The organism is Pseudomonas sp. TH43, assembly GCF_016650635.1.
Taxonomy (GTDB): domain Bacteria; phylum Pseudomonadota; class Gammaproteobacteria; order Pseudomonadales; family Pseudomonadaceae; genus Aquipseudomonas.
Window position 1 is genome coordinate 432,943 of sequence record NZ_JAEKFI010000003.1, and the last position, 26,087, is coordinate 459,029.

Annotated in this window: 21 protein-coding genes; 13 read left to right on the forward strand and 8 right to left on the reverse strand. The window is 60.0% G+C overall.

Annotated elements, in window-relative coordinates; translation table 11 throughout:
- Positions 1–8: 8 nt before the first annotated feature.
- Genes JFT81_RS11490 through JFT81_RS11500 form a run of 3 tightly spaced genes read right to left on the reverse strand, consistent with a single transcriptional unit; the run spans position 9 to position 7,336 of the window.
- Entirely contained in the window at positions 9–3,125 is a 3,117-nt protein-coding gene (locus tag JFT81_RS11490) for an efflux RND transporter permease subunit (protein WP_201227400.1), read from the reverse strand.
- Positions 3,115–6,195 carry an efflux RND transporter permease subunit gene (locus tag JFT81_RS11495; protein WP_201227401.1) on the reverse strand — a complete coding sequence of 1,027 codons (3,081 nt, stop codon included), beginning with the start codon at positions 6,193–6,195 and terminating at the stop codon, positions 3,115–3,117. Before JFT81_RS11495 ends, JFT81_RS11490 begins: the two co-directional genes overlap by 11 nt.
- A 13-nt stretch (positions 6,196–6,208) precedes the next feature.
- The gene (locus tag JFT81_RS11500) at positions 6,209–7,336 is read right to left on the reverse strand and encodes an efflux RND transporter periplasmic adaptor subunit (RefSeq protein WP_201227402.1); all 1,128 of its coding nucleotides are present in this window, start codon (positions 7,334–7,336) and stop codon (positions 6,209–6,211) included.
- A 193-nt stretch (positions 7,337–7,529) separates the two neighbouring features.
- Here JFT81_RS11500 and JFT81_RS11505 point away from each other — a divergent pair, with 193 nt between their 5' ends.
- Positions 7,530–8,138, forward strand: a complete 609-nt coding sequence (locus JFT81_RS11505) for a TetR/AcrR family transcriptional regulator (protein ID WP_053118469.1) — start codon at positions 7,530–7,532, stop codon at positions 8,136–8,138.
- A 102-nt stretch (positions 8,139–8,240) separates the two neighbouring features.
- On the opposite strand, the gene JFT81_RS11510 is transcribed toward JFT81_RS11505, so the two are convergent.
- The 3 genes from JFT81_RS11510 to JFT81_RS11520 form a co-directional block, all read right to left on the reverse strand.
- Complete coding sequence (locus tag JFT81_RS11510) at positions 8,241–8,699, reverse strand: transposase (protein ID WP_201227403.1); 459 nt, start codon at positions 8,697–8,699, stop codon at positions 8,241–8,243.
- Between the two features lie 225 nt (positions 8,700–8,924).
- Entirely contained in the window at positions 8,925–9,995 is a 1,071-nt protein-coding gene (locus JFT81_RS11515) for a hypothetical protein (RefSeq protein WP_201227404.1), read from the reverse strand.
- Between the two features lie 99 nt (positions 9,996–10,094).
- Entirely contained in the window at positions 10,095–10,535 is a 441-nt protein-coding gene (locus JFT81_RS11520) for a heme-binding protein (protein WP_201227405.1), read from the reverse strand.
- A gap of 268 nt (positions 10,536–10,803) precedes the next feature.
- Between JFT81_RS11520 and gcl the strand changes: the two genes are divergently transcribed.
- From gcl to JFT81_RS11560, 8 genes are all read left to right on the forward strand, one after another.
- Positions 10,804–12,579: a glyoxylate carboligase gene (gene gcl / locus JFT81_RS11525; protein ID WP_007919935.1), complete on the forward strand. Its 1,776-nt coding sequence runs from the start codon at positions 10,804–10,806 to the stop codon at positions 12,577–12,579.
- A gap of 214 nt (positions 12,580–12,793) precedes the next feature.
- A complete protein-coding gene (hyi, locus tag JFT81_RS11530; protein ID WP_201227406.1) occupies positions 12,794–13,576 on the forward strand; it encodes a hydroxypyruvate isomerase in 783 nt (260 codons plus the stop codon).
- Between the two features lie 160 nt (positions 13,577–13,736).
- Positions 13,737–14,630 carry a 2-hydroxy-3-oxopropionate reductase gene (locus JFT81_RS11535; RefSeq protein ID WP_201227407.1) on the forward strand — a complete coding sequence of 298 codons (894 nt, stop codon included), beginning with the start codon at positions 13,737–13,739 and terminating at the stop codon, positions 14,628–14,630.
- A gap of 167 nt (positions 14,631–14,797) precedes the next feature.
- Positions 14,798–16,072: a glycerate kinase gene (locus JFT81_RS11540; protein ID WP_201227408.1), complete on the forward strand. Its 1,275-nt coding sequence runs from the start codon at positions 14,798–14,800 to the stop codon at positions 16,070–16,072.
- Positions 16,069–17,484: a pyruvate kinase gene (gene pyk / locus JFT81_RS11545; RefSeq protein WP_201227409.1), complete on the forward strand. Its 1,416-nt coding sequence runs from the start codon at positions 16,069–16,071 to the stop codon at positions 17,482–17,484. The genes JFT81_RS11540 and pyk overlap by 4 nt, the downstream gene beginning before the upstream one ends.
- A 147-nt stretch (positions 17,485–17,631) precedes the next feature.
- Positions 17,632–18,546, forward strand: coding sequence for an urea transporter (locus JFT81_RS11550; RefSeq protein WP_201227410.1), 915 nt, complete (start codon positions 17,632–17,634; stop codon positions 18,544–18,546).
- A 21-nt stretch (positions 18,547–18,567) separates the two neighbouring features.
- Positions 18,568–19,392 (forward strand): ion transporter, encoded by an 825-nt coding sequence (locus JFT81_RS11555; RefSeq protein ID WP_201227411.1) that lies wholly within the window; start codon positions 18,568–18,570, stop codon positions 19,390–19,392.
- A 98-nt stretch (positions 19,393–19,490) separates the two neighbouring features.
- The gene (locus JFT81_RS11560) at positions 19,491–20,489 is read left to right on the forward strand and encodes a sulfate ABC transporter substrate-binding protein (RefSeq protein WP_034151535.1); all 999 of its coding nucleotides are present in this window, start codon (positions 19,491–19,493) and stop codon (positions 20,487–20,489) included.
- 254 nt (positions 20,490–20,743) lie between these two features.
- Here the strand turns inward: JFT81_RS11560 and JFT81_RS11565 are convergent, their stop codons facing one another.
- Positions 20,744–21,364, reverse strand: a complete 621-nt coding sequence (locus tag JFT81_RS11565) for a DUF5666 domain-containing protein (RefSeq protein ID WP_201227412.1) — start codon at positions 21,362–21,364, stop codon at positions 20,744–20,746.
- A gap of 242 nt (positions 21,365–21,606) precedes the next feature.
- On the opposite strand from JFT81_RS11565, the gene JFT81_RS11570 reads away from it, so the two are divergent.
- Entirely contained in the window at positions 21,607–22,794 is a 1,188-nt protein-coding gene (locus JFT81_RS11570) for an MFS transporter (RefSeq protein ID WP_201227413.1), read from the forward strand.
- Between the two features lie 69 nt (positions 22,795–22,863).
- Here the strand turns inward: JFT81_RS11570 and JFT81_RS11575 are convergent, their stop codons facing one another.
- Complete coding sequence (locus JFT81_RS11575; RefSeq protein ID WP_201227414.1) at positions 22,864–23,268, reverse strand: type II toxin-antitoxin system HicB family antitoxin; 405 nt, start codon at positions 23,266–23,268, stop codon at positions 22,864–22,866.
- A 361-nt stretch (positions 23,269–23,629) separates the two neighbouring features.
- On the opposite strand from JFT81_RS11575, the gene JFT81_RS11580 reads away from it, so the two are divergent.
- From JFT81_RS11580 to JFT81_RS11590, 3 genes are all read left to right on the forward strand, one after another.
- Positions 23,630–24,286: a peroxiredoxin-like family protein gene (locus JFT81_RS11580; protein WP_201227415.1), complete on the forward strand. Its 657-nt coding sequence runs from the start codon at positions 23,630–23,632 to the stop codon at positions 24,284–24,286.
- A gap of 25 nt (positions 24,287–24,311) precedes the next feature.
- Entirely contained in the window at positions 24,312–25,031 is a 720-nt protein-coding gene (locus tag JFT81_RS11585) for an SDR family oxidoreductase (protein ID WP_201227416.1), read from the forward strand.
- Between the two features lie 144 nt (positions 25,032–25,175).
- Entirely contained in the window at positions 25,176–26,063 is an 888-nt protein-coding gene (locus JFT81_RS11590) for a LysR family transcriptional regulator (RefSeq protein WP_201227417.1), read from the forward strand.
- The last annotated feature ends 24 nt before the right edge of the window (positions 26,064–26,087 follow it).

Here is a 26,087-nt window from a genome sequence, read left to right on the forward strand (position 1 = left end):
GCGATATTTCATGAGGATCTCCTGCGCAGGCGCTGCGACGCCCGATCGAGCCAAAGGTAGATCACCGGCGTGGTGTACAGCGTCAATAACTGGCTGAACAACAACCCGCCAATAATCGAAATCCCCAGCGGTCGGCGCAGTTCCGAGCCGTAGCCACTGCCGAGCACCAAGGGCAGCGCACCGAGGATCGCCGCCAGCGTGGTCATCATGATCGGCCGAAAACGAATCATACAGGCGCGGCGAATTGCGTCCTTGGCGCTCAAGCCTGACTCGCGGCGTTCGGTGATGGCGAAGTCGATCATCATGATCGCGTTCTTCTTGACGATCCCGATCAGCAGAATCACCCCCACCAGCGCGATGATCGACAGTTCGGTGCCCGTCAGCAGCAAGGCGATCAACGCGCCGACACCAGCCGACGGCAAGGTCGAAAGAATCGTCAATGGATGTACCAGGCTTTCGTAAAGCATGCCGAGCACGACATATACCGAGAGCAGCGCGGCGACGATCAACAACGGCTCACTGGCGACCGAGGTCTGGAACACCTGCGCCGTCCCGGCAAACTGCCCCACCACACTGGCCGGCATGCGCAGTTGTTTTACGGCGTTGTCCACCAGCGCGGTGGCCTGTCCGATGGACACGCCAGGCGAGAGATTGAACGAGGCCGTCACGGCGGGAAAAGTGCCTTGATGGCTGATGGAAATCGCTGTGCGTGCGACCGAATACTCCGCCACCGCCGACAGCGGCACCAGGTTTTGCGCAGCCGTGGCACTGAGATTGGGCGCCGTCGCTGCGCCCTTGACGCTGACAGCCGTATTGCCCACCGGCACGTAGACGTTTTTCAATGTCGCCGGGTCAGACCAATACGGCGGCGCCACTTCCATCACCACGTGATACTGGTTGGCGGATCGATAAATCGTCGACACCTGACGCTGGCCGAAGGCGTCATACAGCGTCTGATCAATCGCCGACATGCTCACGCCCAGACGCGCGGCAGCATCGCGATTAACGGACACGCTGGCCATCAGACTGTTGTCCTGCTGATCGGTGTTGATGTCTGTCAGTTGCGGCAAGGCATGCAGCGCCGCCACCACTTTGGGCACCCACTCATCGAGGGTGCTCTGATCATCGGCCGTCATCGTGTACTGATATTGCGCCCCGCTCTGCCGCCCGCCGACGGTGATGTCCTGAGCCGATTGCAGATACAGCCGCGTGCCCGGCATGTCGCCCAGCGTATGGCGGATCTGCGCGATGACCTGATCGGCGCTGTCTTTGCGATCGGCCAGCGCCTTGAGGGTGATGAACAACTGCGCACTGTTCACTGCACCGCCGATGCCACCGCCACCGCCGACAAAACCACCGACCGTGGCGACATTCGGGTTACCCAAGACCTTCTGGTTGATCTCGCTGAAGTTCGCCTGAATCGCCCCGAAGGAAATGCTTTGCGCAGCGATGATGCTACCGGACATGCGCCCGGTGTCTTCCTGCGGAAAGAAGCCCTTGGGTACCAGCACATACAGCCCACAAGCCAGCACAATCACCAGCAGGGTCAGCAACCCCATCAACAACGAATGCTCGATGACCCAGCCCAATGTGCGGTCGTAGAAGCGGTGAAAACGCGAGTCGGGCTGATTGCTGCTGCTCTGTTCCTTCGTGCGCAGCAACACACTGGCGAGCATCGGTGTCACCGTCAGCGACACCACCATGGAAATCACGATGGCCACCGACAGCGAAATCGAGAATTCGCGGAACAGTCGTCCGACAATCCCGCCCATCAGCAACAACGGAATGAACACCGCCACCAGCGAAACACTGATGGTCATCACAGTGAAACCCACTTCGCGCGACCCGGCCAACGCGGCTTGCACGCGGCTCTCGCCCTTCTCCAGATGACGCATGATGTTCTCGACCACGACGATGGCGTCGTCCACCACAAACCCGGTGGAGATGGTCAGTGCCATCAGCGACAAGTTGTTCAGGCTGTAGCCGAGAAAGTACATCGCGCCAAAAGTGCCGAGCAGCGACAGCGGTACGACAATGGCCGGGATCAGCGTACTGCGCCAGTCGCGGAAAAACGCGAAGGTCACCAGCGTCACCAGCACAATCGAAATCAGCAACGTCAGTTCGACGTCTCGCAATGACGCGCGAATGGTGCTGGTGCGATCCATCAGGACATTGATCTTGATCGCCGACGGAATCGAGCTTTGCAGAAACGGCAGGTCAGCCTTCACCGCATCCACGGTGTCGATGACATTGGCCCCGGGCTGTTTGAACACCACCAGCAACACCGCCGGTTTGCCATTCGACAAGCCGAAGTTGCGCAGGTCTTCGACGTCTTCGCTGACATCGCCCAAATCGGCGATACGCACCAGATCGCCATTGCGCTGTTTGACCACCAACGGCGCGTAGTCAGCGCCCTGATAGAGCATGTCGTTGGCCTTCAGGCCGTAGGATTGGTCACCCAGCGCCAGTGTGCCCTTGGGCAGGTTGACGTTGGCGGCCTGAATCACCTGGCGCACTTGCTCCAGGCTGACGCCATAGCGGTTGAGTCGATCCGGATTGAGCTCAATGCGCACCGCCGGCAAAGAGGCGCCGCCCACGGTGACGTCGCCGACGCCGGTGGTCTGCAACAAGCGTTGCTCCAGCAGCGTCGAGGCAACGTCATACATTTGGCCGCGAGTGGCGCTGTCAGAAGTCAGGCTGAGGATGAGGATCGGCGAATCGGCCGGGTTGACCTTGCGGTAGGTCGGGTTGCCGGACAAGTCGCTGGGCAGGTTGCTGCGTGCCGCGTTGATTGCTGCCTGTACATCCCGAGCGGCACCATCGATGTCACGGTTGAGGTCAAATTGCAGAGTGATGCGCGTCGCCCCCAGCGAACTCGCCGAGGTCATTTCGGTGACCCCGGCGATCTGCCCGAACTGGCGTTCGAGTGGCGTCGCCACCGATGAGGCAACCGTGCTCGGATCAGCACCCGGCAACGAGGCACGCACACTGATGGTCGGAAAATCGACCTCGGGCAGCGGCGCCACTGGCAGCAGATTGAACGCCAACACACCGAACAGCGCCAACCCTACCGCCAATAAAGTGGTGGCGATCGGTCGCTGGATAAACGGCGCGCTAAGGTTCATCGCGATACGCCTCGGCCATCGGCCGGCGCCGACTGAAACGCTGCTCCAGACCGTGCATGGCGAGGAAAATCACTGGCGTCGAAAACAGCGTCAGCAACTGGCTCAACAACAGCCCGCCAATGATCGCAATCCCCAGCGGATGGCGCAGTTCCGAGCCGATCCCGGTGCCCAGCGCCAGCGGCACCGCGCCAAACAGCGAGGCCATGCTGGTCATCAGGATCGGTCGGAAACGTAGCTCGGCGGCCTGACGAATCGCCGCGACGGGATCCAGCCCACCCTCCCGCTCCAGTTCCAGCGCGAAGTCGACCATCATGATGCCGTTCTTCATGACGATGCCGATCAACAGCACGATGCCGATCAAGCCGATGATGTCGAACTGCGTACCGGTGATCAGCAGCGCCAGCAACGCTCCAAGCGCGGCTGATAGCAACGTCGACAGAATCGTCACCGGGTGCACAAAACTTTCGTAGAGAATGCCCAGCATCAGGTACACCACGATGATCGCCGCCAGTACCAGAAACACCTGGTTGGACAGTGACGCCTCGAACGTCGCCGCTGCGCCTTCCAGATTTGCCTGCACCGACTGTGGCAGGCCGGCCTGGGTTTCGATCTGCTTGAGTCTCGTCACCGCCGCGCCGAGCGTCTGCCCGGGGGCGAGGTTGAACGAGACATCGGCGTACGGAAACTGACCGAGACGGTTGATCGTCGCTGGCGCGCGAATCACCTGAAGGGTGGCCATGCTCGACAGCGGAGCCACTCCGCCGCCGGGAATGTCGACGTACAACCCGGTCAACAGATCGGTGAGATTACGTGGCGGATGGTCGGTGGCGATCACCACGTGATACTGGTTGAGCTGGGTATATATCGTCGACACCTGCCGCTGACCAAACGCGTCGTACAACACATCGTCGATGGCTTGCGGAGTAATGCCCAGGCGCGAAGCGGTGGCGCGGTCGACATTGAGCTGGATCTGGTTACCGAACTGCATCGCCTGACTTTGCACGTCGGTAAACATCGGATCGTGCTTGATCGCTGCCAGCAGTTTAGCCGTCCACTGCTCCAGCACATCCGGATCGGTGGCCTGTAGCCCCAGACGATAACTGGTGGTCGACACCGTGGCGTCGAGAGTCAGATCCTGCACGCTGTGCAGGTACAGGCGAATCCCGGCGTCGTCGGCGTTGGCATCCGCAAGCCGCCGAATCACCGCCGCGCTGCTGTCGCGATCGCCGTGCGGCTTGAGGTTGATCAGCAGGTTGCCCTGATTGATCGTCGGGTTGGTCTGGTCGATGCCGACGAAGGACGACAGGCTCGCCACCGCCGGATCCTTCAAGATCCGCGCTGCCAGCCTCTGTTGCTCAATCTGCATCTGCTGGAAGGAAATAGTCGGCGACGCCTGGGAAATCCCTTGAATCAGCCCAGTGTCCTGTTCGGGGAAAAAGCCCTTGGGCATCACCACGATAATCAGCAACGTCAGCAACCCGGTACACACCACAGAGATCAGCGTCAGCCCACGGTGCAGCAGCACCCAATCGAGGCCTTTGACGTAATAACCATTGATCCGGTCAAAAAAATCGACCCGGCGCTCCTCGTGTTTGTCCTTGAGCAGTCGCGAACACATCATCGGCGTCAGCGTCAGGGTGATCAGCGCCGAGATGACGATGGTCACCGCCACGGTCATGGCGAACTCACGGAACAACCGGCCGACCACATCGCCCATGAACAGCAGCGGTATCATCACCGCGATCAGAGCCACCGACAGCGAGATGATGGTGAAGCCGATTTGTTCCGACCCTTTGAGCGCGGCTTGCAGCGGCGAGTCTCCGGCTTCGAGGTAACGAGTGATGTTTTCGATCATGACGATGGCGTCGTCGACCACGAAGCCGATCGCGATGGTCAGCGCCATCAGCGTCAGGTTATTCAGCGAAAACCCCAGTGCGTAGGCCACCGCCAAGGTGCCGACCAGCGTCAGCGGCACGGTCACCGCCGGAATGATCGTCGCGGGAATGTTGCGCAGGAACAGGAAAATCACCATCACCACCAGCAACACCGCCACACCCAATTCGTATTGCACGTCGGTGACCGAGGCGCGGATGGTCTGGGTGCGGTCGGTGAGCACGCTGACCTTCAGTGTCGCCGGCAGACTGGCGCGCAGTTTGGGCAACAGTTGCTGCACCCGGTCGACCACGTCAATAACATTGGCGCCGGGCTGGCGCTGGATATTGAGAACAATCGATGGCGTGCTGTTTGTCCATGCGGCCTGGCGCGGGTTCTCCGGCCCTTGAGTGGAGGTAGCAATCTGCGACAAGCGAATCGGCGCGCCATTTTTGTAGGCGATCACCAGGTCGCGGTATTCCTCGGCCGACTGCAACTGGTCGTTGGTGCCAATCGAATAGGCCTGATATTTACCGTCGATATTGCCCTTGGCCTGATTGACGTTGGCCGTGCCCAATGAGGTGCGCAAGTCATCAAGGGATAAACCGAGACTGTTCAGCGCCGAGGTGTTGGCCTCGACCCGGACTGCCGGACGCTGGCCGCCGCTGAGGGTGACCAGACCGACGCCGGTGATCTGCGAGATTTTCTGCGCCAGCCGCGTGTCGGCGAGGTCTTCGACCTTGGTCAGCGGCAACACATCGGAGGTCAGCGACAGGGTCAGCACCGGCGCGTCGGCCGGGTTGACCTTGCTGTACACCGGCGGATACGGCAGGTTGGCCGGCAGGAACGTGCCAGCGGCGTTGATCGCGGCTTGCACTTCCTGCTCGGCGACATCCAGCGAAAGCGACAAATCGAATTGCAGGGTGACCACCGAAGCACCGTCGGAACTGGTCGAATTCATCGATTTGAGGCCCGGCATCTCGCCGAGCTGACGCTCAAGCGGTGCGGTGATCGACGAACTGATGACCTCGGGACTTGCGCCCGGATATTGGGTGAACACCTGAATGGTCGGGTAATCGACTTCCGGTAGCGCCGACACCGACAGCAAGTGATAACCGAGCAGCCCGAGCAACAACACCGCCACCATCAGCAACGTGGTGGCCACCGGGCGTTCGATGAAGGGGCGCGAAACGTTCATGCTGGTCGCCTCCTCACTGCGTGACGACTTTCACCGCAGAACCATCGTCGAGTTTGTCGGCCCCCTCGGTGACCACTTTTTCACCCTGCTTGACGCCGTTGTCGAGCACCGCCGTGACATCGCCGGTGGCCGGGCCGGTCTTGATGTTGCGTAGGCTGACTTTGCTGCCGGGGTCGACCACAACAAAGACGAAATCGCCTTTGCTGCCATGCTGGATCGCCCGGGTCGGCACCACGCTGATCTGCTTCAGCGTGTCAGCCTTGAGCCGGGCGTTGACGAATTGATTGGGGAACAGTGCGTTGCCCGCGTCATCGAACTGCGCCTTGACCTTGATCGTGCCCGTGCTGGTGTCGACCTGATTGTCCAGCGCCAACAAGCTGCCGGCCGCCAGCAGGTTGTGTTTGTTACGGTCATAGGCCAACACCGTCACGGTGCCTTTGGCCATAGCTTGATTGATCGCCGCCAAGTCATCTTCAGGCACCGCGAACACCACAGTGGCCGGGGTTATCTGAGTGATCACGGCAATGCCGGTGGTACTGGTAGTGGTCACGTAGTTGCCAGGATCGACCTGACGCAGGCCGACCACACCGTCCACCGGCGACGTGATGGTGCAATAACTCAGCTGCACTTCAAGGTTCTGCAGGCTGCCCTCATCGGCGGCGACCGTGCCTTGCAACTGTTGAACCAGCGAGGCTTGGGTATCGACAGTTTGCTGGGTGGTGGAGCCGACTTTGATCAGCTCGCGATAACGCGCCAGATCGCGCACGGCGTTACTCAGCAGCGCCTGATCGTGCATCAGCGTGCCTTTGGCGACTGCCACTTGCGCCTTGAGCGCCCGGTCATCAATGCGGGCGATGACTTGGCCTTTGTGCACCTGTTGGCCCTCTTTGAATTCGACCGAACCGAGAATCCCGTCGACTTGGGAAATCACCGTCACGCTTCGGGTTGGCGTGACGGTGCCGAGGGCATCGATGTACACCGGCACGTCTTGCAGGGTGACGGCCACCGCCGCCACCGGTTCGGCAGGCGGCGGGGGTTTGCTGCGGTGTTGTCCCTGGCTCAGGTAAAACCACAGGGCAAGCGCCAGCAACAGCCCGATGCCAAACATCAGCACGAATTTGCCTCGCCTGCGTTTTTCCATGGTCGCCGCCTCGCGCACTTGATCGCTGCCTAGACTCTAGCAGCGCCGCCGCAGTGGGCCTGGCGGATGGAGCATTTGTTCAGGCGGGCGACAGACTGACGCGACGAACGCCCCGGCCGTGCATTCTTGAGCGCCGCGCGAGGCCGGTGCTACCATGCACGACCGCCAGAACAGGCAAGGAACCACCGGGTTTATGAGCACAATCCGCGAGCGCAACAAAGAACTGATCCTGCGTGCCGCCAGTGAGGAGTTTGCCGACAAGGGCTTCGCTGCGACCAAAACCAGCGACATCGCCGCCAAAGCGGGATTGCCCAAGCCCAACGTTTACTACTACTTCAAGTCCAAGGAAAACCTCTACCGCGAGGTGCTGGAAAGTATCATCGTGCCGATTCTGCAGGCCTCGACACCGTTCAACCCGGACGGCGTGCCGAGCGAAGTGCTCAGCGGCTACATCCGCTCGAAGATACGCATCTCCCGCGACCTGCCCTTCGCCTCCAAGGTGTTCGCCAGTGAAATCATGCACGGCGCCCCGCACCTGAGCGCCGACCTGGTCGAACAGCTCAACGGCCAGGCCAAGCACAACATCGACTGCATCCAGAGCTGGATCGACCGCGGGCAAATCGCCCCGATCGATCCTAACCACCTGATGTTCAGCATCTGGGCCGCGACCCAGACCTACGCCGACTTCGACTGGCAGATTTCTGCTGTGACAGGGAAGGAGAAGCTGGATGAGGCGGATTACGAGGCGGCAGCGCAGACGATTATTCGGTTGGTACTCAAAGGCTGCGAGCCGGATCAGTAAGACCGCGCTGACGCTATCGCGAGCAGGCTCACTCCTACATTTGGAATGCGTTTCCCCCTGTAGGAGTGAGCCTGCTCGCGATCGAGGCGCCACGGTTTCAGCTCAAACCCAAATGGCATCCCACAACGGATAGTCGCCAAGCTTCTGCACCAAACCCGCCCGCAACGGATTCGCCACGACATACCGAGCCACCTTAACTAAATCCTCCTCACGCCGCAGCGCCCGGTCATGAAAACCTCTCTGCCAGAGAGGGTGGCTATCACCAGTAGACTGCCTTACGGCTTTGGCACTCAGTGACTTGGTCTTCTGCATCAGCTCACTCAATGTTCCCTGTTGCAACTCGATCAGCCAGTGAAAATGATCCGGCATGACCACCCAGGCCAGCGAATTCGCCACGCCGGACTTCTGTGAATTGCGAAATTGATCGACAACCAGTCTGCCCAAGCTGAAATTCCTGAAGACTGGGCGTCTCTGATACGTGTTGCTAGTCAGCAGATAAATGCGACCGGCTTCGGCGTAGCGTCCGAACCTCAATCGGTGTGCAGCGGGTGAGTCCGGCATTCCTTTGCCCTCCATGATCAGGTCATGAAAGGCTAGTGCTGTGGATTCACTTGTGTGGGCGGACTGTTGGCAGGATGTGTCTGGGAGGTCGCTATCGCGAGCAGGCTCACTCCTACAGTGACTTTGAGGTGCTCAGACAATTTGTGTCAGAACACAATCCTTGTAGGAGTGAGCCTGCTCGCGATGACTTTTCTTCAAGCGCCGCAAGATCTCACAAATAAAACCTCAACCCTCTTCCCCCATCACCCAGCGCAGCGCTTGCGGAAAAGAAGTTTTCCAGTCATCCGGGTAGAAATGCCCACCTTCATGGGTACGGGATTTCACCTCGTTGCCTTCACTGAACAGTTGGCGGAAATCGACCGTCATCTGCTGATTGCCCGGCCCTTCTTTTTTGCCGTTGATCACAAACACCCTTTTGCCGTGGGCCTTGCTCACCGTCGGTGTCGGCTGCATGCCGCCGGGGGATACCAGCAGCGCACCCGCGTAATCCTCCGGATGCTGAGCCAGCAAGGCGCCCGCGTGTTGCGAACCTTGAGAGAAGCCCATCAGGTAGACGCGTTTGCGGTCGATGCATTGCTGCGCTTCCAGCTCTTTCAAGCCTTTCTGTACAACCTTGTGCGTGCCTTCGAAACCCGGGCCGATCCAGCGAAAACTGTTGGTGGCATTGATCATTTCCGTGCCATTGATGCCGAGAATGATTGCGCCGGTGTCTGCCAGCGGCTGATCACTTTCATCAAGCTCACCGTTGATGCCGTAACCGTGCAGCCACACCACGACCGGACGGCAGGCTTTGGGCGCGGGAATGCTGGCAGACGGGTTGAGGACCGAAATCGCACCGACCTTGCCGACGGAGATTTTCTTGTAGCGCTCCTGAGCATTGGCCAGAACGGTTTTATAGGTCGCCGTGTCGCGCAGCTCGGAGAAATCCTCGTCACCCGCCAGCAAAGGGCCGAACCACAAGCCGCGATCATCGGCCTCTTGAAGAAAGCGCAGAGCCAACTTGTCATCGCCACGGCGGGCAAACAGCGCAGCGACCTGATAAGGCGCCTTCAGTTGCTTGGGATCTTCACGGCTGGCTGCCAGGTAAACAGCGATCGCCTGCAGGGTATCGGTGTCTTCGAGCTTCTCGGCCCGCTCCATCAGTTCGTCTACATCATCAGCATTGATCAATGCAGAGACCACCGGGCTCAGCGCGTGGAACGCGATCTCTTCGGCGTCGGGTGTTTCCGTCGCGTGCAGGATGGGAGTACAGAGGGTCATGGCCGTGGCCAGAGTCATGGCGAATAGCGTCTTCACGCAGATCTTCCTTGATACATAAACGAGAGGGGCGGCAGTCTATAGACCCCACCCCTCTTCGTCATCATCACGCTTTCAGACGTGCTGATTTATTTCCACTCAGGCCGCCACCCCCGCATCCGCGCGCAGTTCCAGCGCCTCTACCGCTTTGATCGCCACTTGTTCATCGATGTCCGACAGATCGCCGCTGATACCGATCGCTCCCAGCACATTCCCGGCCTGATCACGAATCAACACACCGCCCGGTGCCGGCACGACGCTGCCCTGGCCCATGCTGTTCAGCGCAGCAATAAAAGCCGGACGTTGCTGGGCGTCCAGCGCCAGCAGGCGCGAGCCTTTACCCAGGGCAATCGCGCCCCAGGCTTTGCCGATGGCGATATCCGGGCGCAGCAGGCTCGCGCCGTCTTCGCGTTGCAGGGTGATCAGGTGGCCGCCGGTATCGAGTACCGCAATGGTCAGCGGCGCAGCGGAGATTGCCCGCCCGGCGCTGATGGCTTCGTTGACCAGCTTGACTGCGACTTTCAAGGTTAAAGCGCTCATGGTGCCGTCCTCATTTTGTTATTGGGAAAGTCGTGGGCCTGCGGTTTTCTGCCGCAGTCCGATGCAACAAATAGAACACAATGAGTTATTTTTTTGTATACAATAATTCTCGAAAAGCGCCACATGCGACGAAAAGCCACAGTCAGACAGGCTTCCGACGAATGAAACAGGCGCTTGAGAAAATGGATTGACCTGCGCCGTCCGCCGTGAATACACTCTGCGCAAAGCCACTTGTATACAATTACAAAACGTAAAGAGGCACAAAACCATGAGCAAAATGAGAGCAATCGAAGCCGCCGTTCTGGTGATGCGCCGTGAAGGGGTTGATACCGCTTTTGGCATCCCGGGCGCTGCCATCAACCCGCTGTACTCCGCCTTGCAAAAAGTCGGTGGCATCGATCACGTCCTTGCTCGCCACGTTGAAGGCGCCTCGCACATGGCCGAGGGCTACACCCGCACCAAGGCCGGCAACATCGGCGTGTGCATCGGCACTTCCGGCCCAGCCGGTACCGACATGGTCACCGGGCTCTACAGCGCCTCGGCCGACTCGATTCCAATCCTCTGCATTACCGGCCAGGCACCCCGCGCCCGTATGCACAAGGAAGACTTCCAGGCGGTTGACATCACCAGCATCGTCAAGCCAGTCACCAAGTGGGCGACCACTGTTCTGGAGCCGGGCCAAGTGCCTTACGCGTTCCAGAAAGCGTTCTTCGAAATGCGCTCCGGCCGTCCAGGCCCAGTGCTGATCGACCTGCCGTTCGACGTGCAGATGGCCGAAATCGAATTCGACATCGACGCCTACCAGCCGCTGCCGCTGGCCAAGCCAACCGCTACCCGCGTGCAAGTCGAAAAGGCTTTGGCTCTGCTTGATCAGGCCGAGCGTCCATTGCTGGTCGCCGGTGGCGGCATCATCAACGCCGACGCCAGCGACCTGCTGGTCGAATTCGCTGAGCTGACCGGCATCCCGGTTATCCCGACCCTGATGGGCTGGGGCACCATCCCGGACGATCACCCGTTGATGGTCGGCATGGTCGGTCTGCAGACTTCGCACCGTTACGGCAACGCCACGATGCTGAAATCCGACGTGGTGTTGGGTATCGGTAACCGTTGGGCTAACCGCCACACCGGTTCGGTTGACGTTTACACCGAAGGCCGCAAGTTCATTCACGTCGACATAGAAGGCACGCAGATCGGTCGTGTGTTCACCCCGGATCTGGGCATCGTTTCCGACGCCGCCGCTGCGCTGACCGTGTTCATCGAAGTGGCCCGTGAATGGCAAGCCGCCGGCAAGCTGAAAAACCGCAGTGCCTGGCTGCAAGACTGCCAGCAGCGCAAAGCCAGCCTGCATCGCAAGACCCACTTCGACAACGTGCCGGTGAAACCGCAGCGCGTTTACGAAGAAATGAACCAGGTGTTCGGCAAGGACACCTGCTACGTCAGCACCATTGGTCTGTCGCAGATTGCCGGCGCGCAGTTCCTGCACGTCTACAAGCCGCGTCACTGGATCAACTGTGGTCAGGCGGGCCCATTGGGCTGGACCATTCCGGCAGCGCTGGGCGTGGTCAAGGCCGATCCGAGCCGGAAAGTCGTGGCCCTGTCGGGGGACTATGACTTCCAGTTCATGATCGAAGAACTGGCGGTCGGCGCTCAGTTCAAACTGCCGTACATCCACGTCGTGGTGAACAACTCGTACCTGGGTCTGATCCGTCAGGCACAGCGCGGGTTCGAAATGGACTACTGCGTGCAGCTGTCCTTCGATAACCTCAACGCGCCGGAACTCAACGGTTACGGTGTTGACCACGTCGCAGTGGCTGAAGGCCTGGGCTGTAAGGCACTGCGTGTGTTCGAACCATCGGAAATCGCCCCTGCCCTGCGCAAGGCCGAACAGATGATCGAAGAGTTCAAGGTACCGGTGATCGTCGAGATCATTCTGGAGCGTGTGACCAACATATCCATGGGCACCGAGATCAACGCCGTCAACGAGTTCGAAGACCTGGCGCTGGTCGGCAACGATGCGCCAACGGCGATTTCGCTGCTTGATTAACTGCTGACCGCTCCCTCTGTAGGAGTGAGCTGATGTGGCGAGGGGATTTATCCCCGTTAGGTCGCGAAGCGGCCTCAAAACCGAAAACCGCGGAATATCAGGAACACCGCGCAAATTGGTTCACGACTGCTTCGCAGCCGAACGGGGATAAATCCCCTCGCCACACAGGCTCGCTCCCACAAGGGGAACCTCACAAGATTTACGGGAGACCACCATGCCGCGTTTCGCAGCCAACCTGTCCATGCTGTTCACCGAACAGGATTTCCTTGCCCGTTTCGACGCCGCCGCCAAGGCCGGTTTCAGCGGTGTCGAGTACCTGTTCCCGTACGACTTCAGCTCCGCTGAAATCAAGGCCAAGCTCGACGCCAACGGTCTGACCCAAGTGCTGTTCAACCTGCCGGCCGGTGACTGGGCCAAGGGCGAGCGCGGTATCGCGTGCCTGCCGGATCGCGTTGAAGAGTTCCGTGCCGGTGTTGACCTGGCCATCGCTTACGCGCAAGTGCTGGGCAACACCCAGATCAACTGCCTGGCCGGTATCCGTCCACAAGGCGTTGACGATGCCACCGTTGAAAAAACCTTCGTCGCCAACCTGAAATACGCCGCCGAGAAGTTGCAAGCCGTCGGTATCAAACTGGTGATGGAAGCGATCAACACCCGCGACATCCCGGGCTTCTACCTGAACAACACGGCGCAAGCCCTGTCGATTCGCGAGCAGGTCGGCAGCGCCAATCTGTTCCTGCAATACGACATCTATCACATGCAAATCATGGAAGGCGATCTGGCCCGCACCCTGCAATCGCACCTGGGCGAGATCAACCACGTGCAGCTCGCGGATAACCCGGGGCGCAACGAACCAGGTACCGGTGAAATCAACTATCGCTTCCTGTTCGAACACCTCGACCGCATCGGTTATCAGGGTTGGGTCGGTTGCGAATACAAGCCGCTGACCACCACCGAAGCAGGCCTCGGCTGGTTGAAAACCCACAACGCAATTTAAGAACACTGCAAAACCCTTGTGGGAGCGAGCCTGCTCGCGAATGCGGTGGTTCAGTCAACACGGATATTGAATGTTCCACCGCATTCGCGAGCAGGCTCGCTCCCACATAAAAGCAGCTCCCCTATTTGCTTGAGCAAGACAAAAACAAGAGGATTTTCTCATGGCTAAAATCGGATTTATCGGCACCGGCATCATGGGCCACCCAATGGCGGCGAACCTGCAGAAAGCCGGTCACAGCCTGTTCCTGTCGCAACACCACGACGCCGCGCCTGCCGATCTGGTGGCCGCTGGTGCCGTCGCCCTGGCCAACCCGCGCGAAGTCGCGCAGGAAGCTGAATTCATCATCGTCATGGTGCCGGATACCCCACAGGTCGACGACGTGCTGTTCCGCGCCGACGGCGTTGCAGCGGGCCTGAGCAAAGGCAAAATCGTCATCGACATGAGCTCGATCTCGCCGACCGCCACCAAAGCCTTCGCCGCGAAGATCAACGAGAAAGGCGCGCAGTACCTCGACGCACCGGTATCCGGCGGTGAAGTCGGCGCCAAAGCCGCGACCCTGAGCATCATGATCGGTGGCGACGCCGATGCCTTCGAGCGCGCACTGCCGCTGTTCCAGGCCATGGGCAAGAACATCACTCTGGTCGGTGGCAATGGCGACGGTCAAACCGCCAAAGTCGCCAACCAGATCATCGTCGCGCTGAACATTCAGGCCGTCGCTGAAGCGCTGCTGTTCGCCTCGAAAAACGGTGCCGATCCAGCCAAGGTGCGTGAGGCGCTGATGGGTGGTTTCGCCTCGTCGAAGATCCTCGAAGTACACGGCGAGCGCATGATCAAAGGCACCTTCGATCCAGGCTTCCGCATCAGCCTGCACCAGAAGGACCTGAACCTGGCCCTGCAAGGCGCCAAGGAGCTGAACATCAACCTGCCAAACACCGCCAATGCCCAGCAAGTGTTCAGCACCTGCGCAGCCATCGGTGGCAGCAACTGGGACCACTCGGCGCTGATCAAAGGCCTGGAACACATGGCCAACTTCTCGATCCGCGACAAAAAATAAGCCTTGCCCCAAACCGCATCACCCCTTGTAGGAGCAAGGCTTGCCCGCGATTGCAGCACCTCGGTGCAGCAGAAACACCGCAGTGCCTGTTTCGCGGGCAAGCCTTGCTCCTACAAGGAATGTGCAAGTCTCGACATCTCCAATAACAAGAATTCCGGGAGCCCGCCATGTCGGTCGATCCGCAACAACTGCTGCGCGAGCTGTTTGCCACAGCCATCGACGCGGCCCATCCGCAGCAAGTCCTCGAAGCCCATCTGCCCGCCGACCGTAGCGGTCGAGTCATCGTCATCGGTGCCGGCAAAGCCGCCGCTGCCATGGCGCAAGTGGTCGAGAATTGCTGGGAAGGTGAAGTCTCTGGCCTGGTTGTGACCCGTTACGGCCACGGCGCCCCGTGCGAAAAAATCGAAGTGGTCGAAGCCGCGCATCCGGTGCCTGACGCTGCCGGTCTGGCCGTGGCCAAACGCGTGCTCGGACTGGTCAGCAATCTGACTGAAGACGACCGCGTGATCTTCCTGCTCTCCGGTGGCGGCTCTGCCCTGCTGGCGTTGCCGGCCGAAGGCATCACCCTCGCCGACAAGCAAGCGATCAACAAAGCCCTGCTCAAATCCGGCGCGACCATCGGCGAGATGAACTGCGTGCGCAAGCACCTCTCGGCGATCAAGGGCGGCCGTCTCGGCAAGGCCTGCTGGCCTGCCACTGTCTACACCTACGCGATTTCCGATGTACCGGGCGACCTCGCCACGGTCATCGCTTCCGGCCCGACCGTGGCCGACCCGAGCACTTCGGCCGAAGCGCTGGCGATCCTCAAACGCTACAACATCGACGTCCCAGTGTCGGTGCGCAACTGGCTGCAAAGTCCGGCATCGGAAACCGTCAAACCGGGTGATCCCAGCCTCGCACGCAGTCATTTCCAGTTGATCGCCCGCCCTCAGCAGTCGCTGGATGCCGCCGCGGTGAAATGCCGCCAGGCCGGTTTCAGCACGCTGATCCTGGGCGACCTCGAAGGTGAATCGCGTGAAGTGGCGAAAGTCCACGCCGGCATCGCCCGCCAGATCATCAACCACGGTCAGCCATTGGCGGCGCCGTGCGTGATCCTCTCTGGCGGCGAAACCACCGTGACCGTACGCGGCAATGGCCGTGGCGGACGTAACGCCGAATTCCTCCTGAGCCTCACCGACAGCCTCAAGGGCCAGCCCGGCGTCTACGCCCTGGCCGGTGACACCGACGGCATCGACGGCTCGGAAGACAACGCCGGCGCGATCATGACCCCGGACACCTACGCCCGCGCCGCCGCCCTCGGTTTGAGCGCCAGCGACGAGCTGGATAACAACAACGGCTACGGCTATTTCGAGGCGCTCGATGCGCTGATCGTCACCGAGCCGACCCGCACCAACGTCAACGACTTCCGCGCCATTCTGATTCTCGAGAGTTCTAAATCATGACGCCTGATAAAAAGGTCAAAATCCTCGCCACCCTCGGGCCTGCTGTCGATGGCATCGACGACATCCGTGAACTGGTCGAGGCCGGGGTCAATATCTTCCGCCTGAACTTCAGCCACGGCGATCACGCCGACCACGCCAAGCGCTATCAATGGATCCGCGAAGTCGAGCGTCAGCTCAACTATCCGCTGGGCATCCTGATGGACCTGCAAGGGCCGAAACTGCGCGTTGGCAAGTTTGCTGACGGCAAGGTTCAATTGCATCGCGGTCAGGCGTTTCGTCTTGATCTCGACGCCACACCGGGCGATGAACGCCGGGTAAACCTGCCGCACCCGGAGATCATTGCGGCGCTGGAAGCGGGCATGGATCTGCTGCTCGACGACGGCAAACTGCGTCTGCGCGTAGTGACCAAATACAACGATGCGATCGACACCACCGTGCTCAACGGCGGCGAACTGTCGGACCGCAAAGGGGTGAACGTGCCGCAAGCAGTGCTCGACCTCAGCCCGCTGACCGCCAAGGATCGCCGCGACCTGAGCTTCGGTCTGGAGCTGGGCGTGGATTGGGTTGCGCTGTCGTTTGTGCAGCGTCCGCAGGACATCATCGAAGCCCGCGAATTGATCGGCGACAAAGCCTTTTTGATGGCGAAAATCGAGAAGCCTTCAGCCGTTGAGCAACTGCGTGAAATCGCCGAGCTGAGCGACGCGATCATGGTGGCCCGTGGCGACCTTGGCGTGGAAGTACCGGCCGAGAGCGTGCCGCAGATCCAGAAAAACATCATCACCACTTGCCGCGAACTGGGTAAACCGGTGGTGGTAGCGACGCAGATGCTCGAGTCGATGCGCTTCTCCCCTGCCCCGACCCGCGCGGAGGTGACCGACGTTGCCAACGCCGTGGCCGAGGGTGCTGACGCGGTGATGCTGTCGGCGGAAACCGCCTCTGGTGAATACCCGCTGGAAGCCGTGCAGATGATGAGCAAGATCATTCGCCAGGTTGAGAACGGCCCGGACTATCAGACTCAGCTCGACGTGAGCCGACCGAAAGCCGAAGCGACTGTTTCCGATGCAATCAGCTGCGCGATCCGTCGCATCAGCAATGTGCTGCCGGTGGCGGTGCTGGTCAATTACAGCGAGTCGGGGGCTTCGAGTTTGCGTGCATCGCGGGAACGGCCAAAAGCGCCGATCCTCAATCTGACACCGAACCTGCAGACCGCACGCCGCTTGAGTGTGGCGTGGGGCATTCATTCGGTGGTCAACGATCGTCTGCGTCAGGTTGATGAGGTGTGTTCAACCGCACTGGAAATCGCCCAGGCGCAAGGCATGGCCGAGCGTGGCGACACGCTGCTGATCACGGCGGGTGTGCCGTTCGGCCAGCCTGGATCGACTAACTCGCTGCGGATCGAAACACTGATTTAGCGCCTGTCCCGGCCTCTTCGCGAGCAGGCTCGCTCCCACAGTTGATTTGTGTGCACCACAAACTCAATGACTGAACAAAGATTCAATGTGGGAGCCAGCCTGCTGGCGAAGCAGGCGACTCGGTTTCACTGACTTTTTAGAACTGCCATGCCTGCCAACCATTTCAACACCCACTGCCCCGACTGGGCCGAGGCTTTGCTCAACGGTTTCAGTCAAATATTCCTTCAGCGCCACCCGCTGTGCGGCTTGCTGTGCTTGCTGGCGATCCTGCTCACCGCGCCGGTACTGTTTGCCGGTGCGCTGCTCGGTGCGGTCGCCGGATTGCTCACCGCGCAACGGCGCAACTACGCCAAGGCTGATCGCCAGGCTGGACTGTTCAGCTACAACGGCATCTTGCTCGGCCTGCTGCTGAGCCTGTATTTCCCCTGGTCGCCAATGCTGCCGCCACTGATTCTCGCCGCTGGCGGCTTGAGCGCGATGGTCACTCAGCAATGGCTCAAATATGTGTACCGCAGCCGCTCCATACCGGCCTACACCTCGCCTTTCGTGGCCATGAGCTGGGTCCTGCTGCTGTTCGCCGAGCCGTCGGCGCCGATGGCGCACATCGAGATGAACACGCTGAACCTGCTCGCCGCAGAACTGCGTGGCTTGGGCCAAGTGATGTTCCTCGGTCATCCGCTGGCCGGCGCATTGATCGCCGTCGGTTTGCTGATCGCTGATCGCCGCGCGTTCTGCTGGGCGCTGCTGGCTTCGGCGATCGGCCTGGGCTCCAGTCTGCTGCACCACGAAAGCAGCACTGCGTTGCTCGGCCTCGGCAGTTACAACGCGGTGCTCGCCGCCCTCGCCTTCAGCAGTCAACGCCATCAACCGTGGCTGCCGCTGCTCGGCATCGTCCTGGCGCTGCTGGTCACGCCACTGTTCGCCGCCATCGGTCTGGCCACGCTGACCGCGCCATTCATCCTCGCCGGCTGGCTGATCCGCAGCGGCATTCAGATGCTCGGTAAAGCCAGCGTCGACAGCACGTCTTGCGCTCATGGGGAGAATCAACCTAGGCTGCGCTGATCTTTGATTCAGGCGTTTTCCATGGACAGCAACAACAGTTGGCGTGAACGGCTTTACGTCATGATTTTTCAGAGCGACACCCTCGCCGGGCGTCGCTTCGACGGCATCCTGCTGTTGATCATCCTCGCCAGTCTGGTGATTGTGATGCTCGACAGTATCGACAGCGTTCACCGTAACTACGCCGATGTACTGGCCTACATCGAGTGGGGCTTCACGATCATCTTCCTCGGTGAGTACATCCTGCGTCTGTACTGCTCGCCCAAACCGCTGCGCTATGCCTTCAGCTTTTATGGGCTGGTGGATTTACTGGCGATCGTGCCGGGCATCCTTGCGCTGTATTACAGCGATGCGCAGTACCTGCTGATCATCCGGATCATTCGGATGCTGCGGATTTTCCGCGTGCTCAAGCTCAGCCCGTACCTCAAACAAGCCAACTACCTGATGTCGGCACTGCGCGGCAGCAAGCAGAAGATCGTGGTGTTTCTGGTCAGCGTCTGCACGCTGGTGACAGTTTTCGGCACCTTGATGTACGTGATCGAAGGCCCCGAACATGGCTTCACCAGCATCCCGAAAGGCATCTATTGGGCTATCGTCACATTGACCACTGTGGGCTTCGGCGACATCGTGCCGAAAACGCCGCTGGGCCAGGTGATTTCGTCGCTGGTGATGATCACCGGTTATTCGATCATCGCCGTACCAACGGGTATTTTCACCGCCGAACTGGCCAACGCCATGCGCGGCGAACAGCTGCAACACGACTGCCCCGTGTGCAAGAAAAACAGCCATGAGCATGGCGCGGCGTTCTGCTCGCGGTGTGGTAATGCCCTGTTCAAGAAATTGGAATAAGCACAGAGCTTTTTAATCTTTAAACGACTATGCGCAGGCCGTTATAGTCAGTGGCAATTGAACATCACCCCCCGCATAGACAAAACAAGGAATGCGCAGTGAAAAAACTCTTTGGCGCCTCACTTCTCGCCGCCGGCCTGGCTTTGGCCAACATCGCTCAGGCAGCCCCGACGCTGCTCAACGTTTCCTACGACGTGATGCGCGATTTCTACAAGGACTACAACACTGCGTTCCAGAAGCACTGGCAAGCCGAGCACAACGAAAACATCACCGTGCAGATGTCTTTCGGCGGTTCGAGCAAGCAAGCGCGGTCGGTGATCGATGGCCTGCCGGCTGACGTCATCACCATGAACATGGCCACCGACATCAATGCCCTCGCAGATAACGGCAAACTGGTCCCGGAGAACTGGGTCACCCGTCTGCCGAACAACAGCGCGCCATTCACTTCTGCCACCGTGTTCATCGTCCGCAAGGGCAACCCGAAAGCCCTGAAAGACTGGCCGGACCTGCTCAAGGACGGCGTGCAGGTGATCGTGCCTAACCCGAAAACCTCGGGTAACGGTCGCTACACCTATCTGTCGGCCTGGGGTTATGTGCTGAAGAATGGCGGCGACGAGAACAAGGCCAAGGACTTCGTCGGCAAACTGTTCAAGCAAGCGCCAGTGCTGGACACCGGTGGCCGCGCCGCGACCACAACGTTCATGACCAACCAGATCGGTGATGTGCTGGTGACCTTCGAAAACGAAGCGGAAATGATTGCCCGCGAGTTTGGTCGTGATCAATTTGAAGTGATCTACCCAAGTGTTTCGGCTGAAGCTGAGCCGCCGGTGTCCGTGGTCGATAAAGTCGTCGACAAGAAAGGCTCGCGTGCAGCGGCTGATGAGTACCTGAAGTACTTGTGGTCGCCTGAAGGTCAGGAGATTGCAGCGGCGAACTACCTGCGTCCGCGTGATCCGGCGGTGCTGGCCAAGTACACCGATCGTTTCCCGAAAGTTGATTTTCTGTCGGTTGAGAAGACGTTTGGTGACTGGCGTACCGTGCAGAAGACCCACTTCAATGATGGTGGGGTTTTCGACCAGATTTATAGCGGGCAGTAAGGTTTAGGCTAGCGTGAAAAAGGCGACCCTCAGTGGTCGCCTTTTTTGTGGCCGCTTTACCCTCACCCCAGCCCTCCCGAAACGTCGGACCGCCCGGATGGAGAGGGGGCCTACCGAGGTGTCTGGCGAGTTACATCGACCTGAAAGACCTTATCGATTATGGATTCGCCACAGCACTTTCAGGTCGGCGTACCTCTCACGCATTCCCCAATCAGTCCCCTCTCCCTCTGGGAGAGGGCTAGGGTGAGGGGCTTTTACATCGGTGGCGTCACCCCGTCCTTCCCCGCCGAAATCGATTGAGCGGTCAAAGTGCCGTCCGCACTCTGCGTCACGAACGTAACGATCTTCACCCCGACCTTGAGCAAGCTGCGATCCCCCGGCATCAGATTGACGATCGGCACATCCTCCGGCACCAGGATCTTCTGCTGTCCGCCCTTGTAGTTCACCGTCAGCACCCGGCCATTGCTCACCACCAGATCGCCAACGCTGCCATTGGTCATGCTGCTGCCCTTGGCCAGATCAAAGGGTCGATGACCGTCGCCACTGCCCGCCAACTCTGGTGGAAACACATGCACTTCCAGCGCCTTGAGCGTGCCGTCCTCCTGTGGCATCGCCGCCGAACCAATGTAACTGCCGGGTTTTATGTCTTCGATGTTGGCCAACGTGACGGCGCGGACTTTGGTGTCGCCGGTCAACTGGATCACCACGTTCTCGCCACTGTTGACGTGGACTTTCAGGGAATCGGCGCTGACGCCGGTGATTTCGCCGCGCACGCCGAGGCGCATGCCCGGTGCATCGGCGGCCAGCACGCTCGTCGCGCCCAGCAGGCTGATCAGGGCAATCGTTGCAGTGTGGCGAAGCTTCTGACGAAACATTGCAATCCTCCGGTCATCAAAGTGAACAAGACGATGTAAACATAAGCACGCTATCGAAGAAGATGTAAGTGAATGTATCATCGACCCTCAACGGTCGAACGCAAGGTTCACCGATGGATGACAGGCCGACAGCACCCGGTCATTCCGCAACGGAATAACTGATATCAACCGACGGCGTCTTCTGCCCTTCGGCTTTGTCCCATAGCCTCACCGCATTCCCTTTCGCTGGATCGAGAAACCTTATGACCACCACCACTCACGCAATGACCCGAGGCATGGTGCTGCTGTTCGCCTTCTGCTGCGGCGCCATCGTTGCCAACATCTACTACGCGCAGCCAATCATCGGCCTGATCGCCCCGGACATCGGCCTGACCGACACCATGGCCAGCTTCATCGTCTCACTGACGCAGATCGGTTATGCGCTGGGCCTGTTCTTCCTCGTGCCGTTGGGCGACCTGTTGGAAAACCGTCGGTTGATGATCATCACCACCGTCGTCGCGATTGCCAGTCTGCTCGGCGCGGCGTTCACCGATCAGCCTAATGTGTTCCTGCTGATTTCGTTACTGGTGGGGTTCAGTTCGGTGTCGGTGCAGATCCTCATTCCACTGGCCGCGCATCTGGCGCCTGAAGAATCCCGTGGCCGAGTGGTTGGCGGCATCATGGGCGGCTTGTTGCTGGGCATCCTGTTGGCACGACCGGTGTCGAGCGTGGTGGCTGACCATTTCGGCTGGCGGGCGATGTTCATGATTGCCGCAGCATTGATGGCAGCGATCAGCGTCGTGCTGGCACTGACCGTGCCCAAGCGCCAACCGGATCACAGCGCCTCTTACGGACAATTGCTCGGTTCGCTGTGGACGCTGTTGCGCCAGCAACCGGTGCTGCGTCAGCGGGCGTTTTATCAGGGTTGCATGTTTGCCGCGTTCAGCCTTTTCTGGACCGCTGTGCCGCTGGAACTGGCGCGTAACCATGGTCTGTCGCAGAGTGAAATCGCGATCTTCGCCCTGGTCGGTGCCATCGGTGCCATCGCCGCGCCGATCAGCGGCCGCCTCGCCGACGCCGGGCACACTCGCATCGCCTCGCTGCTGGCCATGATATTTGCCAGCCTGAGCTTTCTGCCCGCCTTCATCCACCCTGCCTACAGCGTCATCGGCCTGGCCGTGACCGGTGTGGTGCTCGACTTCTGCGTGCAGATGAACATGGTGCTTGGCCAACGCGCGGTGTACTCGCTGGACGCGAAAAGCCGTGGTCGCCTCAACGCGTTGTACATGACCAGCATCTTCATCGGCGGCGCCTTCGGCTCATCGGTGGCCAGTGCGGTGTACGAACATGGCGGCTGGTTGTGGATCGTGATGGTGGGTAGTGCGTTTCCACTGTTGGCGTTGCTACGTTTTTTGAGTGCATCGCAGAGACGTTCGCTGGCGACGGCGTAAGGCGTCAGAAGCTTTGCGAGCAAGCTCGCTCCCACAGGTTCTTCGCCGAGCCTGGGGGAGCGATGATGCTTAATACCGAACCAGTTTTTCCATCGCCGCGTCTGCCAGAAAGGAGGAGCGGCTTTTGACGTTGTGTTCGCGCACATAACGATCAATTCGCTGGATCACGTAACCGGGGAGCGTCACGTTGACCTTCTCGGTCTTGCCGAGATAGGGCGAGATATCCAGTTCCAGCATGCCCCAGCCCATGTCGGCAAATTCCGGATTACTGCGATGAACAGATGCCGAGGTCGGCATAGGAATCGATTCCCCGTCCGCCGCAAGTTCTTGCAGCATGATGTGTGCGATTTCAACCGCTGCGTTATAGGCGTCTTCAAAGCTATCCCCCGCCGTGACAGCACCGGGAATATCGGGGATCTGGATACCGATGGCTGTGTTCTCGTCTCCCCACTCGATGCAGATTGGATATTGCATTACGGATCTCCTTCGTAACTGGCTGGCTGGATGAGCAATGATCAAAGCCACCCGCTGAAGAGCTTCCTGAACAACGAGATCCCTGTAGGAGTGAGCCTGCTCGCGATAGCGGCGTGTCAGTCAAATCAATGTCGGCTGGAAGGACGCAATCGCGAGCAGGCTCACTCCTACAGGGGATTAACTTCGTGCATAACAGCACAGAAAATAAAAAGAACGATGCCCGGTTGTTTTACAGCATGTGATGAGCCAGCCCATTCCCCCTGAGCATGAATGCTATGCCGCGCACCTGCGTTCCCCTGCGCGTACCTGAAGGTCACTCTTGAACCGAGCCACTACCGGCGCTTCCTCAGGACTTTCGACCATGACCCTGCAAGCAAAACTCGATGCCTTCAAAGCCGACTTCAAGGCGGGCAAACCGCCCTACAACGCCCCGGCCGACATCCACCCGGTAATGGAACGCGCCACCGCCGAATTGATCGCCTCCGGCGCAGCCAACCGGGCGTTGAAAGTCGGTGACACAGCGCCGCTGTTCACCCTGAAAGACCCCGAGGGTCACCCGGTTTCGTCCGCCGATCGGCTGGCGCAAGGGCCGTTGGTGCTGACTTTTTACCGTGGCGTGTGGTGCCCGTACTGCAACATGGAGTTGCAGGCACTGCAGGCTTTTCTGCCGGCAATTCAGAGCGCCGGGGCGAGCCTGCTGGCGATTTCGCCGCAGATCGCTGCCAACAGTCGCAAGTCGCAACGCATCAACGAACTGCAATTCCCGATCCTCAGCGACCCACGCAATGACGTGGCGGCAGCCTTCGGGCTGCGTTTCGAATTGCCGCCCTACCTGATCGAGCTGTACAAGAATCTGCGCAATGACCTGCCGACCTTCAACGATGATCCCGCCTGGACCTTGCCGATGCCGGCGCGCTATGTGATCGGTCAGGATGGCGTGATTCGTTACGCCGAGGTCAACCCGGATTACACTCAACGTCCCGAGCCGGACGCGATGCTGGATGCATTGCGCGGCTGAACCGATGACCTGCCCTGGAGTTGCCATGACCCGACGTACTTTCCTCATCACCGGTGCCAGCAAAGGCATTGGCCGGGCGCTGGCCGAACATCTCGACCGCGCCGGCCATCGCGTGGTGGGGATTGCTCGCCAGCCGGATTTGAGCTTTCCGGGCATTTTGTTTCCGCTGGACCTGAGCGATCGCAAGCTGACCGGTGAGGTCCTCGCGGAACTGGCGCGCACGTATGAGTTCGATGGGCTGGTGAATAACGTCGGGCTGGTGCGACCGCAGGCGTTGGGCGATATCGACCTGGAAGCGTTCGACGATGTGATGCGGGTCAACCTGCATTCGGCGTTGCAGGCGACTCAAGCGTTGTTGCCGGGAATGCGGGCGCGGGGTTGGGGTCGGGTGGTGAACATTTCCAGCCTGACGGTGCTGGGCATCACCCAGCGCACGGCGTATGCAGCGGCGAAAGCGGCGTTGGTCAGTTTCACCCGCTCGTGGGCGCTGGAGCTGGCGCAGACCGGGATCACCGTGAACGCAGTTGCACCGGGGCCCACCGAGACCGAACTGTTTCGCGCCAACAATCCGCCGGGCAGCGAGGGTGAGGCGCGGTATCTGGCCGGGGTGCCGATGGGACGGCTGGGGCAGCCTGAAGAGATTGCCTCGGCGATTGCGTTTCTGCTCTCGGAGCAAAGCGGCTTCATCACCGGGCAAACCTTGTTTGTCGATGGCGGCGCCTCTGTGGGCAAAGCTGCCTTCTAATCAACGCCCTGAATCCCCTGTGGGAGCGAGCCTGCTCGCGAATACGGTTTGTCAGACACATTGATGTTGGGATACACCGCTTTCGCGAGCAGGCTCGCTCCCACAGGGATCTACGATAGTTTCCAGACTTGTACAGGAGCATTGATGGACCGCCTCGCCGCCATGGAAACCTTCGTCTGCGTCGTCGAAACCGGCTCGTTTTCCGCCGCCGCCCGACGCCTGAATATCGGTCAGCCCGCCGTATCAAAAACCATCGCTGCGCTGGAAAAACGCCTGGCCGTCAGCCTGCTCCTGCGCTCGACTCGCGGCCTGACCCCGACTGAAGCCGGACTGGCTTTTTTCGAGCGTGCCAAACGTGCACTCGAAGAAGCCGACGAGGCCGACAACGCAGCCCGCGGCATCGCCAGTGGCCTGAGCGGCAACCTGCGTATCAGCGCCGCCGTGACCTTCGGCCGCCTGCACATCGTGCCGCAACTGGGGCCGTTCCTCGGTCAGCACCCACAGCTGAACATCGACCTGATGCTCGACGATCGCAACATCAATCTGGTTGAAGAAGGCATCGACGTGGCCTTGCGCATGGGCGCGCTCAACGATTCGGGGCTCACCGCACGCAAAATCGCCGACTGCCGCCGCGTGGTACTCGGCACGCCGGCCTACTTTGCCAAGCACGGCGAACCGAGCTGCCCCGCCGAATTGAGCAAACACCAGGCGGTCGTCTACAACCTCGGCGGCGGCACCACCTGGCAATTCGCCAAAGGCGCGGTACAACAATCGGTGATCCTCAGCGGACGTTTGCGCGTCAGCGCGGCCGAGGGCGTACGCGAAGCCGTCCTGGCCGATCAGGGCCTGACACTCGCCTCGGAATGGATGTTCGCCCCGGAACTGGCCAGCGGCGCGGTGAAAACGGTCATGCATGACTGGACACTGCCCGATCTGGATTTATGGGCGGTATTCCCAACGGGAAGAATGGCGAGCGCCAAGGCGCGGGCGTTTGTTGAGTATGTGCAGGGGTTACTTATCAAAGAACATTGACGCCTCATGTTTCGTTTATTGCGA